The following is a 21,466-nucleotide window of genomic DNA, read 5'->3' as shown; positions in this document are numbered from 1 at the left end:
ATTCTAAATAAGGAATGTTGCGAAAAATGTCAGTCAGCAAATGAAATACGAAGAATTTCACGGTAAAGGCTATCGCCTGCGAGAAACGATTGCTGCCTGTGCCGTGAAAATTATTCATGACAATGCAAAAAAGCGCTCACGGTTCTAGCAAAAAAATACCCTACTGCTTTCGCAGAGGGTATTTTAGTAATGTAAGCAATCTATCATACCGATCAAACACCCAGGCTCCAGCCTTCACGGTAGCTGCGTTTCACCCATTGATTGACTTCGTCGAAGTTGGTCACTTTCATATTTTGGGCATCCCACAACATTTTCAGGTTCGAGCCCGGATAGTCGAAACCGTTACCAGTTGCACGCGCTTTTGGCATATCAGCACCGCGAATGGCCAGGTTCGCCATCAGGATTGCCTCAGTCAGCGGCCCAGCTTTTTCAAACGACGAGCTCAGTTCCATCTTACCGTAACCGGCGATACATCCTTCCACCCACTGTGCATAATGGCCCTCTGCCGAGCCAGGCACGCGTGCGAATTTCTGTTTCACTTTCACTTCCTCCATACGCGAAAGCGGCAGCAGGCGCGGATTGGCCGCATATTCGCTGGCCATCATCTTGCCTTTTGTACCCACGAACAGAATACCGCTGTTACCGTCTCCAAACAACTCGTTCGGGCCAAGTTCTTCCGGACGTTCGGGTTTGATACCGCCATCCATCCAGTGCATCGTTACCTGTCCTTTGGTTTTAGATGTTTTAGGAAACGTGAGCGTGGCGTGGCTCGACGGTGGGCAGCTATCAGGGAAAATACCGCGTTTACCAAACGCAGTGAACACGCTGCCAACGCTGGCCTGCATGTCTACGGCATATTTAAGGTCCAGAATGCGGAATGGAGCTTCCATCAGGTGGCAACCAAGGTCACCTAATGCGCCGGTTCCATAATCCCACCATCCACGCCAGCTTCCCGGGATCAGGTTGTCCACATAGTCTTTGTACGGCGCGGTACCCAGCCACAGGTTCCAGTCAAGCTCCGACGGTACGGCAGGCTTTTCGGTTGGCCAGGGAATACCTTGCGGCCAGATGGGCCGGTTGGTCCAGATATACACCGAATGCACATTCCCGATCACACCGGCATCATACCATTCGTGCAACTGGCGTACGCCATCGCCGGATGAGCCCTGGTTACCCATTTGGGTTACTACCTTGTATTTGGCGGCAGCTTCCGTGAGCATGCGCGCCTCGAAAATATCGTGCGTCATCGGTTTCTGCACATACACGTGCTTGCCTAGCTGCATTGCTGCCATAGCCACTACCGCGTGAGTGTGGTCGGGTGTTGACACCGATACAGCGTCAAAGTTTTTGGCTTCTTTTTCGAACATTTCCCGCCAGTCTTTATAGTATTTGGCCTGAGGGAAATTTTTAACGGAGGTCGCTGCACGTCTGTCGTCCACATCGCACAGGTAGCCGATATTGGCCTTACCGCTTTTGAAGAAATTGGCGATGTCGGAAGTTCCTTTTCCGCCTACACCCACTCCTGCCACAGTCAGCTTGTCGCTGGGTGCCACATATCCTTTGCCCAGCACGTGGCGGGGAACGATCATCACACCTGCTGCCGTACCTGCGGCTGCTTTAATGAAATCCCTCCGCGAAGAAGAAGGCTGCTCTTGAACGGTATTCTTTTTTTCCATGTACGTGATTATTTGATTTAGGAAATGGATATACAGATTACAGGTACTTAACCCAAGTTTACTACTGGTCTAAGCACTTTTTTTTAAGTATTTACTCGGAAAATAGAAATGAAGGGATTTAAAGGCAGTAGAATGCGCGTCTGTTCCTATCCTTTCAGGCTTTCAAACCGCTGGCTGGCCAACTGGTCGCGATATCGCTTTATTTCACTTTTGATCTCGCAAAGTCGCTCAGAAGATGTATTGGGAGACCTAAGCTCAATTTCCAGTTCGTGGACGTATTTCCCTACCCTTTTTTCAGTAATACTAAGTGAAATCCAGCTGCTAACTTCGTGCAGAACGAAGCGTTTGACTATCACAAAACTATCGTAAGTAAAATAAGCTATCAAGCCTACCGAAACCAACAGGATTTCTTTGATTCTCCCGTCAGGAAATTTGTAAATGATAGCGCTAAAGGCCGTTGTAAGCGTAGCAATGGCTTTACTCTTCGGATAGGGAATCGGAGGCTTTTGCCGCGCTGGCATTATTCAAGCACGTCTTGAATTTCCTGGGAAAGGCCGTCTCGGTGATGCCGACCCAAAGTGACCGACTTTCCGGTCCTCGGATTGGTCAGGACAATATCTCCATAAAAGAGATTGAACAAAAAACGACCTAATTTAAAGACTATCAGAGCTCCTGTGGCAATAAGTATCGCGGTCGAAAGCAAGTCAGCTATTTCCATTTTCCAGTGTGAGTTTAGATTTTCGATGCCACGAATCTATTGCTTCCATTCCAAAAGAAAAAGCACTTTCACCTTAGTTCTATCACCAATTATCCTGCGGTCTCCGTACTCCTGAATTGCTTGCGATACGCGGCGGGGGTCATGCCGCCGAATTTACGGAACTGCCTGAAAAAGAAGGGTGGACTATCATAACCACATGCAAAACTGACCTCGGCTACCTGCATATCGGTTTCAATGAGCAATTTGGCGGCCATATTTATACGGTATTCGTTCAGAAAGGTAAAAAGCGGTTTTTGCATGGTCCTGCTGAAAAAACGTGAAAACGCTTCCTCGCTCATATGTACCAATCCTGAAAGCGTAGCGAGTGTAATACGTTCGCCATAATGCTCGCGGATGTAATTGTAAACAGTATTAATGCGCTGATTATCCTCGTAATTGAGTGGATATGCAAAACCCTGCTCGCAAAGAAAATGGATGTTTTTTACACCGGCCAGTAATTCGAGCACTTCCAGAAACTTCATCAAACGTGTGAACGGCTGCATTTCAAGCATTTCGTCTAGCATGGGCTTTACACGCGCCGACACTTCGAGATTAAACCGGATACCCTGCCCAGCCAATTGCAACAAACGCCTGATCGACTTAAATTCCTCAACATCCAGCCACCCTGCGCCCATAAATTCCGCGGGCCATTGAACGACAATGGAGCTGGCCGGCCCAGGATGATCCGGCGCATTCTTCCAGCAATGTGGAAGATTCGGCCCGAGCAACACCAGATCGCCGGCTTCAAAGCTTTCCATGCTGTTGCCTACATAGCGAATTCCTTCGCTTCGCAAAATGATGGTCAATTCATACTCTGGGTGATAGTGCCAGGGCGCATCGAATTCTTTCACCTCATAGCCAAAAATACGGAAAGAGGATGCTGGCAGTGGCTGAAACGCTTCGAATTGTGCTTTCATGAGCCTAAAATACTTAATTATACCTTATTTAGACATCCATTACGTCATCATACACTATCGGACCACAAAATAGTTTACTTATTAGTCAAAATCAGCAACACCGAAAAGGCCTGACCTTCTCATATTTGCATTACTAAAACTAATCCCGAACAAAAATCATGGAAGTAGCCACCCGAGACCTTTCGCGGTATCATGAGTTGATATCCGACCTTTTCAAACAGCCTGCTAGTCGGGAGGAATGGGAACAATACCGGCTTAGCGAGGAGCAAGTGGCATTTTTCCATGAAAACGGCTATCTGTCGGACATCAAGCTCCTCGAAGACTGGCAGGTGGATGCTTTGAACGACGAACTTGCCGTCAGCACCGATCCTTCACACCCCGGACATCATTTATATTACGAGTTTCATTCCAACGAATCCGCCGATCCGAATTCGGTGCTCCTGCATGCATTGGGCGCATGGCGTGTCACCGAGGGGTTTCATGACGTTCTCTGGAACCCGGCTTTCGTGATGGCAGCTAGCCAGTTACTGGATAATAAGTCGGTGAGGTTTTGGCATGACCAGCTTTTTTGCAAGCCCGCACGCCATGGAGGTGTGGTGGCATGGCATCAGGATTATTCCTACTGGACACGGTCGGTACCGATGCAACACCTAACCTGCTGGACTGGTCTGGACGATTCCCTGGTCGAAAACGGCTGCCTGTATTATGTACCCAAAAGCCACCGCTGGGGCCTTCTGGATAAACCTGATCTGGCTGGCGACATGGAAGGCCTCATGCAGTACCTGACAGACGAGCAAAAAGCGGAATTTAGGCCGATCCCCATTGAAATGAAGCGTGGGCACGGCACTTTTCATCATCCACTGATGGTCCACGGCTCTTACCAAAACCGTTCAGAACGCTCCCGGCGTGCATTTGTACTGAATGTCTTTGCCGACGGCACTTTGTCGGACACCGACTCTCCATTACTCGACGGCGTTCCGGTGGTACCAAAAGGGGAAAAACTAAAAGGGCAGTTCTTTCCCCTTCTGTTCGACGTATAACGCTACTATTCCTAAACCGTTTTATTTTTACTACACACGCTCAACCTCGAACGCCGGTGGTTCTCCTCCGGCGTTTTTATTAAACTTCTTGGTCATTCGCTTGTCTGACGATCAGGAAGAGCGATGTGCCGGAAGCTCTCGGGATCGCCAGTTGCTGCCTAACAATATAACAGGGCCTCAAGTCCCTCATTTCGGGAGGCACTTCAAATGAAATGCGGCTATTATTGTGCTATAAAATGAGCCTTATAATCAAGGCACTCGCATCATACCGATCCGTTGCGGGTTGTGGCTGAAATTTCTTAAAGGAGAAAATAACCGGCCATTTCTTTTGTACGTAACTCAATCCCGCCTGGATATGCGCACCCTACTTCTCCCCTACCTTCCAGCATTGTGGCTCCTTTTTTCATCCGTGGCTTCACTGCAAGCCCAGGGACCGGCTCCGGTGTTCTCTCCGGCCAAGGACAGCCATATAGTCATTCTGGGAAATACCTTTGCCGACCGGATGCGGCATTATGGCTATTTCGAGACATTACTTCAAAAACAATTCCCCGACCGCAACCTCACATTCCGTAATATGGGTTGGAGCGCCGATGAAGTGGGTTTGCAACCCCGCCCACTTAATTTCCCGGGCTTCGGAGAGAAAACAACGCGGTTGACCGAAGGCAAAAACGATATAAAGTTTCAGGGATTTACCCACGAAGGCGAGAAAATCGTCATGCCTGTGCCCCTCAACTTCCCCGGGTTGAACCAGGACCTGACGGACCAGAAGGCCGACATTATATTCCTCTGCTTTGGCATGAATGAGGCATTCAAAGGGGAAACAGGGTTACCGGCGTTTCGCAGGAGCCTCGAGACTTTCATACAAAACTTGCAGAATCACCGCTATAATGGCCGCAAAGCGCCTGAGGTGGTTCTGGTGTCGCCCATCGCCCACGAAAAGCTGGGAGGCCATTTTCCTGATCCGACCGGACATAATCGTAACCTTGCAATATATACGCAGGCCATGGCAGAAACGGCAAAACGGCTGGGGATCAGATTTATCGATCTCTATGCCCCGTCGCTGGCCGCCATGCAGTCTTCTCAAAATAATCATTTGACGATAAACGGCATTCATCTCAATGACCGAGGCTATCGGCTTGCCGCAGGATGGATGGGCCGTGCGTTGTCGCCAACCCGGAAAGTACCCGATTTGAACAGCCCGGCGAACAGCACTCTCGCGGCGGTAGTGAAAATGAAGGATGCCCATTTCTTCTACCGCTGGCGGGCAGTGAATGGCGAATATATATACGGGCGGCGGAGGGAGCCTTTCGGCGTGATTGCCTTCCCGCCTGAACTCCGGAAACTCAACCACATGACCGCAGCACTGGATTCGGTGATCTGGAAAATGGCGAAAAGCGATGATCCGAAACATTTCGCCGAGGCGCTTTCCATCGTGGATCAGCGGGGCAAACCGCTCGATCCGGCATTGGCAACGACTGTGAATATGACTGGCCGACAGGGCGAAGCCGCAAAAGCCGCCGCCGTACACGAGGGGCATAGCAGTGCATCGCCAGCCACTATTGATAATTTTACATTACCGCCCGGTTATAACATCAATTTATTCGCTTCCGAAAAAGACTTCCCGATTGAAAAGCCGGTGGCCTTCAACTTCGACGTAAAAGGAAGGCTTTGGGTGGCCACGATGCCCACTTATCCGCAGTATTTCCCTGGCATCCCTGTGCATGACAAAATCGTGATCCTCGAAGATACCGATCGGGACGGCAAGGCCGACAAGCATACGGTTTTTGCCGACAGCCTTTACCTGCCGTTGGGCTTCGAATTCGGCGATGGAGGGGTTTATGTATCGCAGGAGCCCGACATTGTTTTTCTCAAAGACACCAATGGCGACGACAAGGCTGATATCCGCGAGGTGGTCCTGAGCGGCTTCGGCTCCGAAGACAGCCATCATGCCACGCATGCGTTTACTTTCGGGCAGGACGGGGCATTGTATTTCAATGAAGGCACGTTTCTGAATACACAAGTTGAAACGCCATACGGCCCTATCCGCTCCTATGCGGGTGCGACCTACCGTTTCGAACCGCGCACGCACAAACTTTCGCATTATATCTCATATCCCTATTATAATCCGTGGGGAAGCGTTTTTGATCGTTGGGGAATGCATTTGATCGGAGACGCGTCGGATGGTTCCAACTACTTTGCACCGCCGATGACTGGTCGCATAGTTTACCCTGACAAGCATCCGAGAATAAATATGTTCACCGAAACACGTGTTCGTCCGACAGCGGGGATCGAGATTATTTCCAGCAGACACTTCCCGGATGATGTGCAGGGCAACTTTCTGGTAAATAATAACATCGGATTTCAGGGCACTAAGCAGCACCGCATTATCCAAAACGGCTCAGGCATAAAGGGACAGGAAATGGAGCCTTTACTTCAATCATCAGACCCGAACTTCCGGCCTATCGACCTCGAATTTGGTCCGGACGGGGCGCTGTACATTGTCGACTGGTATAATCCGCTCATTTCACACGGCGAAAACCCGCCCCGTGATCCCGCCCGCGACAAATCGCATGGAAGGATTTGGCGCATTACTGCGCAAAACCGCCCTTTGCTGACAACGATCGATATTTCAAAGCAAAGCATTCCGCAACTACTCGATAATCTAAAAGTGCACGAAGACCGGCTCCGTTACCGTTCCAGAACGCGTCTACGGGAATTTCCGTGGCAACAGCTGGCGCCCGAACTTCAAAAATGGACTATGGCCCCCGACGCCAGTGACTCACTTTCTGAGCACCATTTGCTTGAAGCGCTCTGGCTTTACCAGGATTTCGATCGGCCGGAACAAAAACTCTTAAATACGCTTTTAACCGGCAAGGACCCTCGTACCAGGGCAGCGGCAATACGTGTGCTGCGATATTGGCGGAAAGGCATTCCTGGCGCACTCAAACTTATCCAGGCCCGTGTGAACGATGAGTCACCCCGTGTGAGGCTGGAAGCCATCGTGGCGCTTAGTGATTTTGAAGCGGATGAGGCACTTCCTGTTGCGCTCGATATTTACAAACATCCTACCGATTACTATCTGGATTATGCGATCCGCGAGACCATGCTGCTATTCAAGCCGGTATGGCTTGCTTCGTTTGATTCTGACAAATCCGCTTTGATGGTTTCTGAAAATGATAAACGCAACTTGCTGAGGCTGATTAGCGCGGGCGAATTGAGTCATCTTCCGCCTGACAAACTGGTGTCGGAAGAAATCAACCGTCGCGCGGAGGCGACAGCACAGCAGAAAGAAAAGGCGGCAAAGGAGCCAAAGGGCAGATTGGAAATCAACCTGAAAGCAGTGGAAGCGAAAATGGCATTTGATCAGAAAGAAATTCAAATACCTGCCGGGCGACAGGTATCATTGGTTTTCCAAAACGCAGATATTATGCCGCATAACGTCGTCATTACCAGCCCTGGGCAAACGCAAAAAGTGGGTGAAGCCGCCGATGCGATGGCCAAACTTAAGGACGGCTTTGAAAAGAACTTTGTCCCGGCCCTCCCGGAAGTATTGTTCGCAACACCGCTTGTAGATGCAGGCAAAACTTACCGCCTCGATTTCACCGCTCCTGCCATACCGGGAGCGTATCCATTTATCTGTTCATTTCCCGGACACTGGCAGGTTATGCAGGGTATTATCCGGATAACTGCCGCAAACCCGACTATTCAGGGGCGCTGAGACAAACCTTTTTCATATTTCAGACGCCATTGCCGGATCGCTGATGCTATGCTTTCCGGTCTCGATCCGACCAGCGAAACGACGGAGGTAACCGTCTTGGGATTTGGTCCGAACAGTCAGATCGTACCAGTTTCCGTGATCGCCACAACGCCATTCCCGGGCCACATTACCATTTGCCGGGATTGAGATGTTCCAGGATTTTGATTGATCATAACCACTCGTGACCACAATTTCCAAAGCAGATTTGCCGGGGTTATGAAGGGCAAGTCGAATTACACTTTTGCTGTGATCAAAGCTAGCCTTTGCTTCTGTTTCCATTGACTTACTGTTTCCGACAAAACTTTGAAAATAGCCATTCGGACCAAATACTTCCAAGGCATAATCACCCGAACCGGAATCCAGATTCCATTCATCCGATAGTGACTTACCACCTTCCACCGTATACCGTCTGGGAATTCGATCGAGATGTTTGACATCGTACACATGGAATACAGCCCCCGCATTACCTGCATTATCAAATCGTAGTTCAAATGCGTCGCGTCGCACGAGTCCGACGGTATTTAATCGATAAGGCAATGCGCGCGAGTATTTTGTGCCTTTCTCCTGAAATAATGGTCCCGGCTTTTCGGGTGCAGTGGCTTTGGGCAGCAATTTGGATGTTTCCTCAATACTGACATAATTGGCTGTATCTGGCATTGCGGGAAAAACGGCATCATTAGGTGTTAAGAAATCAAAAGCGGAAGTGAGGTCGCTGCTAACTGCCCTATGCCATGGGCTTATGGCTGGGATATTGATATTGAAACGCTTTTCAAGAAATTGTCCGACAGAGGTATGGTCGGCCACTTCAGAATCGACCCAACCGCCCTTGCTCCAAGGCGAGATAATGTACATTGGCACCCGCGGTCCCATTCCCCACGGACGGATGCTGCCGGTAATTGTGTCGCGCTTGTCCTGATAAATACGCGTACGCACCGGCCCACCCTTCTTCATGCTGGCCTCATGGAATGGATTCGGAAACTCGGAAGTGCCTTTATCGTTATGGAAATACATTCCGGCCAGGTCGATCGTCGATTTGCCGGCTAGTGTGCCGTCGGCATTATAGGAAGGTACGGCTGGCGCAGGCAAGTGATCAAAAAGACCGTCGTTTTCATCAAATGTGAGAAAAAAAACGGTTTTGCTCCAAACTTCGGGGTTGGATGTGATGGCTGTCAACACCTGATGCGTAAAATCGCCGCCACGGTTCGGGCTGGATGGCCCGCTGGGATGCTCTGAATTGCTCTGCGACGGCAACACCCAGCTAACTTGGGGTAGCGTATTGTTTTTTACATGTTCCGCTAGATCCTGGATCGACCAATGCTTCATACCATTTTCATAAATCGGCGAACCGGGTTTCGCATTCCTGAAACTTTCGAAAGCCAGACAACCGTGCATCGCGCCGGTCCAGTTATCGTTCGGGTCCTGATAAATCCGCCAACTGACGCCCGCTTTTTGCAGCACATCCGGAATTGTATCCCATTTAAAAGCATTTCCACGATAAGTATACCCCGGATCAGGCATTTTGCCTTCCACCCAGCAACGCAGGTTTACAGGTTCCGAATCGGTATCGGTACAGTTAATCCCCGCTGCACGTTTTTCCGGATCAAAATTGGATCCCGACCAGAACACGATGCGGTTAGGATCGGTACCCGTGGCGATGGAACAGTGATAGGCGTCACAAATGGTAAATGATTCGGCCAGTGCATATTGAAAAGGAATTTCCTCACGAGTATAGTATGCCATCGAAAACGGCGTCTTGAACATGGGCCAATACCCATATTTACCCTGGTTCCAGGCTGCCTGCGTGTCAGGGAAATCGTGTGGAGTACCGCTCACTAGCGCTGCATTAACCGTCTTTTTATCAGCCCGGTAAGGCGAATAGTCACGCTTCCCATCCGACTGTACAAATGCCCTCTTACCACTTTCCAGCGGAATCGGAAACCGGTCGCCAAAGCCCCGTACGCCACGCATCGCCCCGAAATAATGGTCGAAAGAACGATTCTCCTGCATCAGGATCACCACATGTTGCACGTCCTGAATGGTTTTGGTAGGACTATAAGCTTTTACTGCCAACGCTTTGCGGATTAGAGGCGGCAGTAAATTCAAAGCTGCTCCTGCACCAGCCGCTCCGGCGGACATTTTGATAAATTTCCGGCGATCGATTTCCGTCATGTTTTATAGTATGTTTTTTCAAAAAGACCCGGTAACCGGATTTTTAACGATTCAGTTGATCCTCCTGCTCCAATTTCACATTCCGGTAATCTTGCAAATCCTGCCGATAGCTAATCCATCTCCATGTAGCCGTTACCAAACCTCTAAACACCGTCTAAATGGAGAGAAAAAGCTTTTAAATGTTTACCAAATCCGTAAACTTTTTTGTATCTTCATGGGCTATTATTTAGAAGATCTATTAACCGGTGAGAAGCTCCCGGTGATTCCCAGCAGGCTTTCCGGAAAGGAAATTGCACTGCTCAACAAGAGTAAAAGATTCGATTTCGAATGGAACTTACAAAATCGTTTCGAAGTCTATGGCCTTCGATTGGAGTCCTCGGGCATAGTAGTTGGTTTGGTTTCGTTCGAGTGTCAAAAGAAGAATATTGCCATTGAAATTAAGTTGATAGCAAATGCCAAAGAACATTGTGGTTCAAGAAAACGCTATGATAGAATTGCCGGATGCCTAATTGCTTTTGTTTGTGCAAAATCCTTCGATCTGAACTTTGATGGCTATGTTTACCTCAAAGCTAAAACCGCAATTATACGTCATTATTGTCAGAAATACGGTTTCGTCAATAATGGCAACAGTCTCTTTACCGATACTGTCAATTCCAGAAAACTAATCAATGAATATTATGGAACACCTGACCAAAAAAGACTTAAAGACTATTGAGAGGCTGTTTAAACAATACACTGTGGAAGAAATAGCCGACGCTTTTATGATTCCAAGAGTGCCACTCTCACCCGAAGAGGAAGAAAAGGAAATGGAAAAGTTCCGGGCTATGCGTCATCAGGAAATCGCAAGCCGAACGCCAGAGAAACGACGCGAAATAAAGACACTGAGGATTAGATATCAAGTTCAAAATTATGTAGAAAACATCGAACCCAAAGAACACTGGAACTTCCAACACTTCCTCAACGAATACATTCGTGCTCAGGAAAAGAAAGACAAAGAGTTTGCGGCGGATGTGGATGTGAAACCCTATGTCCTCAGCCAATATCTGAATGGCCATCGTAACCCGCCTAAGGAATTTCTGATCCGGCTGGAACTGCATTCCAACGGCCTGATACCGGCGTCCTGGTGGTTTCGGTTGCTGCAAAAATCAAAGGAAGCGGAGCTGATGCAGGATGAGGCGATTCGGGAGAAAGAACGCAAGCATGTCAAAAATAAAATAGAACTTGCGCTATAAATGATCATCCATCAGCATGAAATTACGCGTTCCTCACATTCGCTACACCCTATCTTTTGCCATTTGGTTAGGCATCCAACTTACCTTGCAAGCCGCCGATACGCTTCGCGTTGAAGGCGGAAAAATATCGGGCATCAGCAGCTCCGACGGTCGCATTAATATTTACAAAGGCATTCCTTTTGCCGCGCCGCCCGTCGGCGATTTACGCTGGAAAGCGCCGCAGCCTGTGAAAAAATGGAGCGGCGTGCTGGCGTGCGATAAATTCGGGGCAAGTCCTGTGCAGGGTGAGCCTGCTCCGTTCAGCATGTGGAGCGCCGAGTTCCTGATCCCCAAAACGCCGATTAACGAGGACTGTCTTTACCTCAATGTCTGGACTGAAAAAAGCGGCAAACCAGTTGGGAAGAAACCTGTTCTGGTATGGATTTATGGCGGCGGTTTTGTAAGCGGTGGCGCGGGATGTGCTATTTATGACGGCGAAGCCACAGCCAAAAAAGGCGTTGTTTTTGTCAGTATCAATTACCGGGTCGGCGCGCTCGGGTTCTTCGCGCATCCTGAACTGACCAAAGAGTCGGGCAAAAATGCGTCCGGCAACTATGGTTTAATGGACCAGATCACCGCTTTGAAATGGGTTAAGAAAAACATCTCCCAGTTCGGTGGCGATCCCGACAATGTGACAATTGCCGGACAATCGGCGGGATCAATGAGTGTGAACTGTCTGGTTGTGAGCCCTCAGGCCAAAGGGTTGTTCAATAAGGCGATTGCGGAGAGCGGTGCTGGTTTTGGAAGGAACTATCCATCGTTGAAGCAGGCCGAAGACGCAGGTTTACAAGCGGGTCAAAAATTGAATGCAACTTCGCTGGCCGCATTGCGTAAAGTTCCGGCAGAGGACATACTGAAAAACGTGACTGCATATCGCGGCCCCATCGTCGATGGCTTAGTCCTTCCCGACGACATAACTGCCATTTATCAGGCGGAAAAACAAAACCCTGTCACATTGCTTACTGGTTGGAACCAGAATGAAAATGCGGTATCCAAACCAAAAACCGCGACGGAGTTTCAGGCACAATATAACCAGCAATACGGGCCTACTGCTCAGACTTTCTTTCAATATTATCCGGCCCAAACAGACGAGCAAGCCGCACACTCGCAAAATGAGCTGGCCCGCGACATCAGTTTTGGTCTGCAGAACTATTCCTGGGCCGTGGCACAGGCTCAACAGAATAAAGGAGCGTACGTCTACCGGTTCACACGCAAACTTCCCGCTACCGGCATTTATGCCAATTACGGTGCATTTCACACAGGCGAAGTCGCCTATGCGTATGATAACCTCCGTTTTATTGATCGTTCCTTGCGTCCATTGAACGAGACAGACGATCAGTTGGCAAATCTGATGTCTGCTTATTGGGTCAATTTTGTCAAAACAGGAAATCCTAACGGCACCGGTCTTCCCCAATGGCCTGCATTTAATCCAAATGCCCCGCAAATAATGCTGCTGGGCGACGAAGTGAAGGCAGGACCGCTGACGGAACAACCCGCACTCGATTTTCTAATCCAACAAGCCAGCAAACGGTAGAAATCGCAGGAAGCCGGCTTAAAGCGATTGTAACCAGTCAAACTTAAACCGGCTTCCGATGCATATCGACAGAAAGACGTTCCTTCAAAGCCTATCCCTCGCTGCCGGCGCAGCTCTCCTTTCGGACTTCGCAAAAGCCAACGACCTCTTATTGAAAAAACCAAAAATGAAGCTCGGGTTTGTGACCTATTTGTGGGGAAAAGACTGGGACGTGCCTACACTCATTAAAAACCTTTCCGACACGCAGATCACCGGCGTGGAGTTGCGCGTCGAGCATGCACACAAGGTAATGCCCGATCTGACGACAGCTCCGAGAAAAGAAGTGAAAAGGCAATTCGACGACAGCCCCGTTGACATTGTAGGGCTGGGTACAAACCAGCAATACGATTATCCCGATCAGGACAAACTCAAAGCTTCCATTGAGCGTACCAAAGAATTTATCCGTCTGAGCGCCGATGTCGGCGGAACCGGCGTGAAGGTGAAACCCAATGCACTGCATAAGGAAGCTCCGACTGAAAAAACGCTGGAACAAATCGGCCTGGCACTGCGTGGATTAGCGGTTTATGCTGCCGATTTTGGCCAGCAACTACGATTGGAAGTACATGGCGAAGAAACTCAGGAGCTGCCTAATATCCGCAAGATCATGGATTATGCAGATCATCGCAATGCCAAAATCTGCTGGAACTGCAACAAGCAGGACCTGAATGGCCAGGGCTTTCAATACAATTTCGATCTGGTCAAAAAGTATTTCGGCGATACCTGCCACGTCCGCGAACTCGACCGGACAGACTATCCGTATCCAGAGCTGATTGACAATCTCGCCAAAATGGATTACAAAGGCTGGGTACTACTCGAATGCCACACCAATCCCGACGACAAGGTTGGTGCAATGAAACAACAGCGCCAGGTGTTCGACAAAATGATGGCTAAGTTTTAATCGGCCCTACCACCGCACCGCCTTGAATTTCCAGCCGGGCACTTTTTTCTGCATTTCTATCTCGTCGTCGCGTTTTTTAAGACCGCAGGCGACGTAATTATCATGCAGTTTTTTCAAAGCTGCGCGATCGAGTTCCACGCCGAGGCCCGGGCCGGAAGGAACCAGCACACTACCTTCTTCAAACTGAATGCGGCCACCAACAATCACCTCGTCGCTCTGCCAGGGATAATGCGTATCCAATGCGTAAGGAACTTCCGGCAATGCCGCACCCAAATGCACCATAGCCGCCAGCGAAATTCCCAGGTGACTATTAGAATGCATGGAAAGGCCCCGTCCGAATGTTTCACAAATGCCCGAGAGATTCATAGAGGCCCTTAAACCACCCCAGAAGTGATGATCGCTCAGGATAATGTCTTCCGAACCGAGTTCGATACTGCGCGGAATGTCGCCAAATGATGTTGTGCACATATTGGTGGCCAGCGGAATACCCAACTCTTTGCGCACTTTCGCCATATTTTCCTGTCCGCGCACCGGGTCTTCCAGGTATTCGAGAATATCTTTCATTTCACGGCCGTAGCGGATCGCCGTTTCAACCTCCCAAATCGCGTTCGGATCAACACGGAGCGGTATAGCCGGGCCGAATGCCTTGCGCAATGCGAGCATTGAATCCACCTCCACACGCGGTTCAAAAACACCGCCTTTCAGTTTAATGGATTGAAAACCAAATTCTTTGCACATCGCTTTCGCTTGCACCACAATACTTTCCGGGTCCAATGCCGCTGCCTGCCGTGCGGCTGCCCAACCAGTGGCATTCGGATCGGTACCAAACTCCAGCGGGCCGCCAGCGCCTTCATATTTATAAAACAAATAAGCCGAAAACGGAACGCGGTCACGCATTTTACCGCCCAGCAAATCTACTACCGGACGATCGGTGATCTTGCCGATAATGTCCAGGCAAGCCACTTCGACGGCACTGAAAATGTGAACCAGTTTCCGCTGGTCCCAAGGCGCATCACCCCGCGCTGCTGCCGATTCGGTACCGAAATGATCCGTCAGAATCTGCCGGATGGTGTTCAGATTGAATGGGTCTCTGCCGATCAGCAACCCTCTGGCTTCTTTCAGCGCCAAATCGACGTCACTGTTACCGGGTATTTCACTGATCCCGGAAATGCCGTCATTGGTAACAATCTCGACGACCGTCCGAAGTGCATAAGGCGCATGCAACCCCGCCGCATTCAACAGCGGCGGATCAACGATTGCAATGGGAGTAATATGGATTTCCTGAATGGTAGACATGTGTTGTAAGCTTTAAGCGAGTGGAACAATTTCATTACTTTTTAACTCAGCGCCATTGGCTTGCCCATCCTACCGAGGCTTATAAAACCAATTTTCACCATACTTCGACTAACTATCTGTTTTTAATTAATTAAACCAAAGGAAATACCCGCGCAGCGATCATCAGCACCGCTAAACCCACACAGCCCATGACGACCAGCATGGGCGAGAATGTTTTCAAAGCCTCTTTTTCCGTGAGGTTACTGATCTTGACGATGATCCAGAAACCAGCGTCGTTCATCCACGGAACGAGCTTCGAACCACAACCAATTGCTAGCCCCAGGTACAATGGATGGAATTCTAAGTGCGCGTTGGTAGCCATTCCCGACAATATACCGGAGGCTGTAATGAGTGCCACCGTGGCCGAGCCTTGCGCCGTACGCACCACCGCGCTGATCACGAATGCGAGCGGGATCAAAGTCATCTGATAATCGGCCGTGAGGGCGGCAATACGTGCACTGATACCCGTTTGCTGCAAAATGCCGCCAAATGAGCCTCCCGCCGCGGTGATGAGGATAATGCCGCCGCCGCTCATCAACGCAGCTTGCACGAATCCGGAAATACCATCTTTGCTCCCTTTTTTCCTCGACGCCAACAATATCAAGGCAATCAACCCGCCACCGACCAGTGCGACGTTTTTATCTCCAACTAAGGCAATGGAATCTACCAGAAAATGTTCCAGTAACGATTCCGGCATAAATGCGCCCGATTTGATCAATGATTTCAGAATGTTATCCAGGCAAATGAATATGAGCGGGAATAGCACGGGCAAAAGCGAAAACCATAGCGGCGGCAAATCCTTATCGTCCCGCTCGGCCAGGGAACGGATGTCGTCCAGGCGGGCATCAAGCGAGTCGCGCAGTTCCACCGGCCATTTGGCATTGGCCCATTTCGCGAAAAAGAAACCCGACGTGATCGTGACTAATCCCAGCAAAGTCCCTCCGGCCATCATCATACCAATCGGAATATTCATTTCCCCAATCAAAAACAACGGCCCTGGCGCGGGCGGCACAAACGAATTGGCCATAGCCGCACCACCAGTAATGGCTAGTACCAGCAGCAAATAGTTCTTCCCAATGCGCATACTAACGGCTTTTGCCAGCGGGATCATGAGGAAAATCACAATATCAAAAAACACCGGCACACCCAGGAAAAAGCTGCTGACCAGAAATGCAAAAGGCGCATTGTTCACGCCGGTTACAGCCAGCATCGACCGTACGATCCGCTCCGCCGCACCGCTTTCGAGCATACTTTTGCCAATAATCGCCGCCATTGCGATCAGGATACCTATTTTACCACAAGTACTCCCGAATTCGGTGGCAATGCGCTCCCCAATGCTCTTTTTTGCCAGTGCCGCCGCAGCTTCCGGAGACGAGCCTTTGGCAATGGCAAACGCCTCGATGGAGGTTGCGGGCGTAAGCAATGCAACGACAAAAGCTGCCAGGATCAGCGCCAGAAACGGGTGCAATTGCAGGAAAATGATGCCTCCTACCACAATGATCACGCCAATAAGGAGAATGAGAAGCGGGTCGCTGAATAGAGCGGTCATGAAAAATGAGGTTTATGATGGGCGGAGGTCATTCAGTCTTTTGGCCATCGTACGGGCGCCTTCGGCTACAAATGTGGCGTCGGAGCCGCAGGCGATGAACCGAATGCCCAGCTCGTGATAAGCCGTGTATTCGCTTGTATTAAAAAACAGAATACCAACTGCTTTCCCTGCTTTTCGCGCTGCTTCGCATGTCGCGCGGACGGCATCACGGAACGTCGGATGGTCGAACTGCCCGAAAATACCAAGCTCCATCGAAAGATCGGCCGGGCCGATGAACAGGACGTCGATGTCATCGGTATTCGCCACAACGTCGAGGTGATTGAGCACCTCCACCGTCTCGATCTGTGCTATGCCCAGGATATTGGCTCGGCTGTTGTCATAATATTCCTGAAAATGCTGTCCAAAACCAGTCGCTCGCACCATTTTTGCCACACCACGACCTCCGAATGGCGGATAGTGCAAGCCCTGCACCAGCTTTTGCGCCCCTTCCGGATTCAGGATTTTGGGGCACATCACTCCCTCGGCACCCATGTCGAGCACGCGGTGAATGCGCTGACTTTCCGAACTTTCCACGCGTACGATCGCCGCTGTGGGCGTATGTTCGAGCGCCTGTAACTGGTACAGCACATCTTTTTCGGAGCCGGCACCGTGTTCCAGGTCGATAAGCACCCAGTCGAAACCGGCCAGGCCCACAATCTCCGCCGTGAGGGAACTGCCGGTATTGAGCCAGCAGCCATGCAGTGTTTCCCCGTTTTGCAGTCTTTTTTTCAGGTTTTTCATTCAAAAACTGGTTGATAAATTACCGCTACGATAAATGCTATACGCAACAGTAGTAAAGCGTGCTCTCATCTCGTGGCAGCCATCACTTTTTCTAGATGAGACTCAGTTTAGGCAGATTTACCCCATTATTTTCATCTTTTTTATCCAAATAATGCAGAATAAATTGCAGATACCTTGTTATGCACAGCACCGCACCGTTGACAAGCCGTTGTTATCTCCGTAAATTGTGAGTAACTCCCCCAAAAATGAGCCGAACACTATGAGAAAACTTACCTCGACAAATTATTACAATCAGACGTTCCTGGAAGACAAATGCACTTTGAACGAGCTGATCAACTTGCTTAGCAAGCGCTGGCTGACAGAAGTAATGTTCAGCATTGAAGAAGGCAACAACCGGTTTTCGATGTTGAAAGAAGACCTCAAACACATCAGCGACAACATTTTAGCCGATCGCCTGAAATTGCTTGAACAGCACAAGCTGATCACCCGCAACGACAATTTCCGCGAAGTTCCAAGCCGCGTCGAATACACGCTCTCAGAAACGGGCTCAAAGCTCAGCGAACTCCTCGACGGCCTCTGCCATTTCTCCGAAACCGAAATGGATTTCCCGGAGTAACATTTGTTAAAGACCGCCCGCCCGGTCCTTAACAAATGTTAACAGTCACTTCGGAAATTGTGAGTGCAATCCCTCCTGTATCTCCCGTCTGGTAACCTGTTCCGGCTACTTGCATATCTGATTTGGGCTACCCCCGCGTTTTCAGATAAATTCCGCAATGCATTCAAGCTCTCCGCAACACATTGCACCGAACATTCGTCACCTTACCGGCTGCATGACGGGATTTTCTCATTTGTTCCAAAAACACGGCTCATCGATCATTATCAAAAAACACCCGGTGCCAAGCTTTTCGGGCCAAACCGGATGTTCATTCGAACGGATTGACGGAGAACATCATTTGCCGGGCAGAAATTTCAGGGGAATCGATGTGCGCTTTGCCTTTGTAGCTGCGCATTTTTAGCCTGTCTTTTTCATGATAAACAAATGAAAGCGCCGCTATCGGCTGTCCGATGTTAAATACCTTAGAACCCTTATCGGTGTAGGCGTCGGACAGTTCCTTCAATAGCACTGCATCCGGAAATTCAAGGCATTTCAGGGTAAATCCGTCGATATCGCCATCCCAGTTCAAATACAATAAGTAGCGCTGGTCCGGGGCCATTTCAAAATAAAAATTGTACCTCCGCTGGCCGTCGTAGGCTGATGAAAGTAGTAATTCCCTTGACTCTGGAAAATAAATCTTGATCTCGTCGCGCAGGTAATCGAGTGAATTCATCCTGATCCGTTGGTGCTGTCGTAAAATTCGTGTATAAACAAATATATCCAGCCTGCGGTAAAATTTCAAGGTTCAGAATGGCATATCCACGCGCAAACAAGAGACAGGCAGAAGGTTATTTCATATGTAATATATTTTCTTTAATTATTACTAATAATATCCAAATATTTCAGCCTGGAAACAGTTTAATCACGTGCTTAAACGTTTTACCAAGCGGTAACTCCTTGCCATTCCGCAGCCGGATCGTATTGCCTTCAATATAATGAACGAACTTCCTGTTCAGGATAAATGACTTGTGAATGCGGATGAACACCTCGCCTGGCAACTGCTCCTCAAAGCTGCCAAGCGTACGCTGCGTAAGCAAAAAATGGTCATGCGCCCAAACTTTGACATAGTTGCCGAGGCTTTCGAGATAATAGACATCGTCGAGCGGCATTTGTACCAGCTTCTTGTCCGATTTGATATACAGAAGCTCCATGTCATGCTGCATTGCCGGCACTTGCGGCAGTGCGGGTTGCTTTCGCAGCATATGCTGCTCCAAGGCACGGTTGGCTGCTTTCAGGAAACGATCGAACCGGAAGGGTTTAAGCAGATAATCGATCACTTCCAGTTCGAAACTTTCGAGCGCATGTTCCTCAAAAGCCGACGTAATGATCACGAGCGGTCGCTGGTTGAGCGTCCGTAGAAAATCCAGCCCACTGAGCTTAGGCATGCGGATATCCAGAAAGATCAGGTCGACGGCGTGATGGCTCAGGAAAGCAAACGCCTCGGTAGCGAGATAACATTGCCCGGCTTTTTCCAGAAACGGAATATCTTCCATGTAACGGAGGATCACGTCGTGGGCCAGCGGCTCGTCGTCCACAATGAGGCAGCGTAGGTTCATAGCAGGTCGATTTCCAATTCGGCTGTAAATGTCCCGTTTTCGGAAGCTGTTTTTAATAAATGTTTTCCGGGATAGAGCAATGCGAGCCGTTTTTGCAAGTTAGTCAATCCGATGCCTGAATGCGTTTCCCGCGAGGTTTCAAAGGAGTTTCTGCAAAAGAAATGCAATTTGTCAGCATCCGCTTTCAAAGCTATGTACAAAAATGCTGCTTCCTCAGCCGGTTCAATGCCGTGCTTGAATGCATTTTCTACGAATACAATCAGTAACAGTGGTGCGATGGATGCGTTTTCAGCGCCGATCACCTTTTCAAACCGTAGGTCGAGCTTCCTTTTGAGGCGGATCTGCTGCAATTGCAGGTAGTCTTCGAGGTACCGGACCTCCTCCCGAATACTTACCAGCGGTTCTTTGGCTTTGTAGATCACATAACGCATCAGCTCTGAAAGCTGTAAGATGCTCTCCGGCGTTTGTTCCGACCGTTGGAGGCTCAAAGCATAAAGATTATTGAGGGTATTAAAGAAAAAATGCGGGTTCAGTTGCTGTTTGAGCAAATCGAGTTCCGCCAGCGATTTTTCATGCTGCAATGCGGTGATCAGGCTGTTCTGTCTCGACCATTGGATCGCCAGCAAAACCGGCAGGCTGATCAGGACCACCATAACGGCGCCAAATGCGTTTTCCGCGACAAACGGATTGGCAGAAAACACACCACCCAACAATTGGCTTAGCGGAAGATTCGCGAGCAACTGCCCGCAGAACGGATAAAAAATACCGATCAGCGCAGCCCCGCAAAGGAGATAAGCAAGCATGCCACGCTCTTTCAAAATGCGCGGCACGAGCCATTTGCTATTGACATAAAAGAAAAAATAGCCCGCCAGATACATCGTCAGTAGTTGCAACGAAAAGCTCACGAACGTCGGAAACATACTGAGAATTTTCAGGAAATGCAGCTCGAAACCGATCAGCAATTGCTTGTCGGAGTGGTATGCCGGATTGTTGAGGCTCGAAACTGCCATCGCGCCCAGCAGCACCGCCAGCCCCGAAATGCTCACCAGAACAGCCTTTTCCAGAGTCAGCCGCTGCATCCAGGTTACCGACCGCAGCCGGTGAAAATAATGGGCGTCGAGCACCAGCGCGCATTCCAGTAGTGCAATGCAAATGCCTGCCACAAACAGCTTTGTCCAAAGCAGGTGTGTTGCATCGATCTGCGCCGCCGAAAGTAACATCAGCACAGGCCAATAACCCGCAAAAAACAAGAGCCAATACCGCCGGTTGATACCCTCGAAACGCCCCTGTCCACTCCCTTCGCGTACCCATACGAGCACGAGTGCAGGCACCCATGCGCATGCGCACATCACCAAAGTCCTGTAATAGGCTTCCCACGGGCGTTCCGACCCGATCGTATAAGCGATGGCGATCCAGCAGAACGTTCCGAGAAGCAGGCAGGTGTCTTTCCGACGGCTCAATGCGTTGAGCACTTCCTCTTTTGTTAGCATAGCACAAATAAACCAGCGACATTGCAGGCGGCCAAAAAATAGT

Annotated in this window: 17 protein-coding genes; 7 read left to right on the top strand and 10 right to left on the bottom strand. The window is 49.6% G+C overall.

Annotation, left to right across the window (positions count from 1 at the left end; translation table 11 throughout):
* Positions 1-212 precede the first annotated feature (212 nt).
* The 3 genes from LZD49_RS28155 to LZD49_RS28145 all read right to left on the bottom strand — a co-directional run bounded on the left by LZD49_RS28155 (position 213) and on the right by LZD49_RS28145 (position 3,350).
* Complete coding sequence (locus LZD49_RS28155) at positions 213-1,676, bottom strand: Gfo/Idh/MocA family protein (RefSeq protein WP_234671187.1); 1,464 nt, start codon at positions 1,674-1,676, stop codon at positions 213-215.
* 146 nt (positions 1,677-1,822) lie between these two features.
* Positions 1,823-2,197, bottom strand: a complete 375-nt coding sequence (locus tag LZD49_RS28150) for a hypothetical protein (RefSeq protein ID WP_234671186.1) — start codon at positions 2,195-2,197, stop codon at positions 1,823-1,825.
* A 286-nt stretch (positions 2,198-2,483) separates the two neighbouring features.
* A complete protein-coding gene (locus tag LZD49_RS28145) occupies positions 2,484-3,350 on the bottom strand; it encodes an AraC family transcriptional regulator (RefSeq protein WP_234671185.1) in 867 nt (288 codons plus the stop codon).
* Between the two features lie 158 nt (positions 3,351-3,508).
* On the opposite strand from LZD49_RS28145, the gene LZD49_RS28140 reads away from it, so the two are divergent.
* Together LZD49_RS28140 and LZD49_RS28135 are read left to right on the top strand one after the other, a co-directional pair.
* Positions 3,509-4,390 (top strand): phytanoyl-CoA dioxygenase family protein, encoded by an 882-nt coding sequence (locus LZD49_RS28140; RefSeq protein WP_234671184.1) that lies wholly within the window; start codon positions 3,509-3,511, stop codon positions 4,388-4,390.
* A 355-nt stretch (positions 4,391-4,745) separates the two neighbouring features.
* Positions 4,746-8,108, top strand: coding sequence for a PVC-type heme-binding CxxCH protein (locus LZD49_RS28135; protein ID WP_234671183.1), 3,363 nt, complete (start codon positions 4,746-4,748; stop codon positions 8,106-8,108).
* Between the two features lie 12 nt (positions 8,109-8,120).
* On the opposite strand, the gene LZD49_RS28130 is transcribed toward LZD49_RS28135, so the two are convergent.
* Positions 8,121-10,316: a phosphocholine-specific phospholipase C gene (locus LZD49_RS28130; protein WP_234671182.1), complete on the bottom strand. Its 2,196-nt coding sequence runs from the start codon at positions 10,314-10,316 to the stop codon at positions 8,121-8,123.
* Positions 10,317-10,326: 10 nt separating this feature from the next.
* Between LZD49_RS28130 and LZD49_RS28125 the strand changes: the two genes are divergently transcribed.
* The 4 genes from LZD49_RS28125 to LZD49_RS28110 are packed head-to-tail and all read left to right on the top strand — an operon-like array spanning position 10,327 to position 14,058.
* A complete protein-coding gene (locus LZD49_RS28125; protein WP_234671181.1) occupies positions 10,327-11,031 on the top strand; it encodes a hypothetical protein in 705 nt (234 codons plus the stop codon).
* Positions 10,994-11,548, top strand: coding sequence for a hypothetical protein (locus tag LZD49_RS28120; protein ID WP_234671180.1), 555 nt, complete (start codon positions 10,994-10,996; stop codon positions 11,546-11,548). Before LZD49_RS28125 ends, LZD49_RS28120 begins: the two co-directional genes overlap by 38 nt.
* A 16-nt stretch (positions 11,549-11,564) precedes the next feature.
* The gene (locus tag LZD49_RS28115) at positions 11,565-13,121 is read left to right on the top strand and encodes a carboxylesterase/lipase family protein (RefSeq protein ID WP_234671178.1); all 1,557 of its coding nucleotides are present in this window, start codon (positions 11,565-11,567) and stop codon (positions 13,119-13,121) included.
* 58 nt (positions 13,122-13,179) lie between these two features.
* The gene (locus tag LZD49_RS28110; RefSeq protein ID WP_234671177.1) at positions 13,180-14,058 is read left to right on the top strand and encodes a sugar phosphate isomerase/epimerase; all 879 of its coding nucleotides are present in this window, start codon (positions 13,180-13,182) and stop codon (positions 14,056-14,058) included.
* A 6-nt stretch (positions 14,059-14,064) separates the two neighbouring features.
* Here the strand turns inward: LZD49_RS28110 and LZD49_RS28105 are convergent, their stop codons facing one another.
* The 3 genes from LZD49_RS28105 to LZD49_RS28095 all read right to left on the bottom strand — a co-directional run bounded on the left by LZD49_RS28105 (position 14,065) and on the right by LZD49_RS28095 (position 17,722).
* Entirely contained in the window at positions 14,065-15,354 is a 1,290-nt protein-coding gene (locus LZD49_RS28105) for an enolase C-terminal domain-like protein (RefSeq protein WP_234671176.1), read from the bottom strand.
* A 130-nt stretch (positions 15,355-15,484) separates the two neighbouring features.
* Positions 15,485-16,942, bottom strand: coding sequence for a GntP family permease (locus LZD49_RS28100; RefSeq protein ID WP_234671175.1), 1,458 nt, complete (start codon positions 16,940-16,942; stop codon positions 15,485-15,487).
* Between the two features lie 12 nt (positions 16,943-16,954).
* Entirely contained in the window at positions 16,955-17,722 is a 768-nt protein-coding gene (locus LZD49_RS28095; RefSeq protein WP_234671174.1) for an HpcH/HpaI aldolase/citrate lyase family protein, read from the bottom strand.
* A gap of 259 nt (positions 17,723-17,981) precedes the next feature.
* Between LZD49_RS28095 and LZD49_RS28090 the strand changes: the two genes are divergently transcribed.
* Positions 17,982-18,338: a helix-turn-helix domain-containing protein gene (locus LZD49_RS28090; protein WP_234671173.1), complete on the top strand. Its 357-nt coding sequence runs from the start codon at positions 17,982-17,984 to the stop codon at positions 18,336-18,338.
* 307 nt (positions 18,339-18,645) lie between these two features.
* Here LZD49_RS28090 and LZD49_RS28085 read toward each other — a convergent pair whose 3' ends face one another.
* The 3 genes from LZD49_RS28085 to LZD49_RS28075 all read right to left on the bottom strand — a co-directional run bounded on the left by LZD49_RS28085 (position 18,646) and on the right by LZD49_RS28075 (position 21,423).
* Positions 18,646-19,050, bottom strand: coding sequence for a hypothetical protein (locus LZD49_RS28085; protein WP_234671172.1), 405 nt, complete (start codon positions 19,048-19,050; stop codon positions 18,646-18,648).
* Positions 19,051-19,219: 169 nt separating this feature from the next.
* The gene (locus LZD49_RS28080) at positions 19,220-19,933 is read right to left on the bottom strand and encodes a LytTR family DNA-binding domain-containing protein (protein WP_234671171.1); all 714 of its coding nucleotides are present in this window, start codon (positions 19,931-19,933) and stop codon (positions 19,220-19,222) included.
* On the bottom strand, positions 19,930-21,423 hold the full coding sequence (locus LZD49_RS28075; RefSeq protein ID WP_234671170.1) for a sensor histidine kinase: 1,494 nt from the start codon (positions 21,421-21,423) through the stop codon (positions 19,930-19,932). Before LZD49_RS28075 ends, LZD49_RS28080 begins: the two co-directional genes overlap by 4 nt.
* Positions 21,424-21,466 lie beyond the last annotated feature (43 nt).

It is taken from the genome of Dyadobacter sp. CY261, assembly GCF_021440085.1.
Taxonomy (GTDB): Bacteria; Bacteroidota; Bacteroidia; order Cytophagales; family Spirosomataceae; genus Dyadobacter.
Note: the sequence above shows the minus strand (reverse complement) of the source record. Positions and strands in the feature narration are given on the sequence as shown.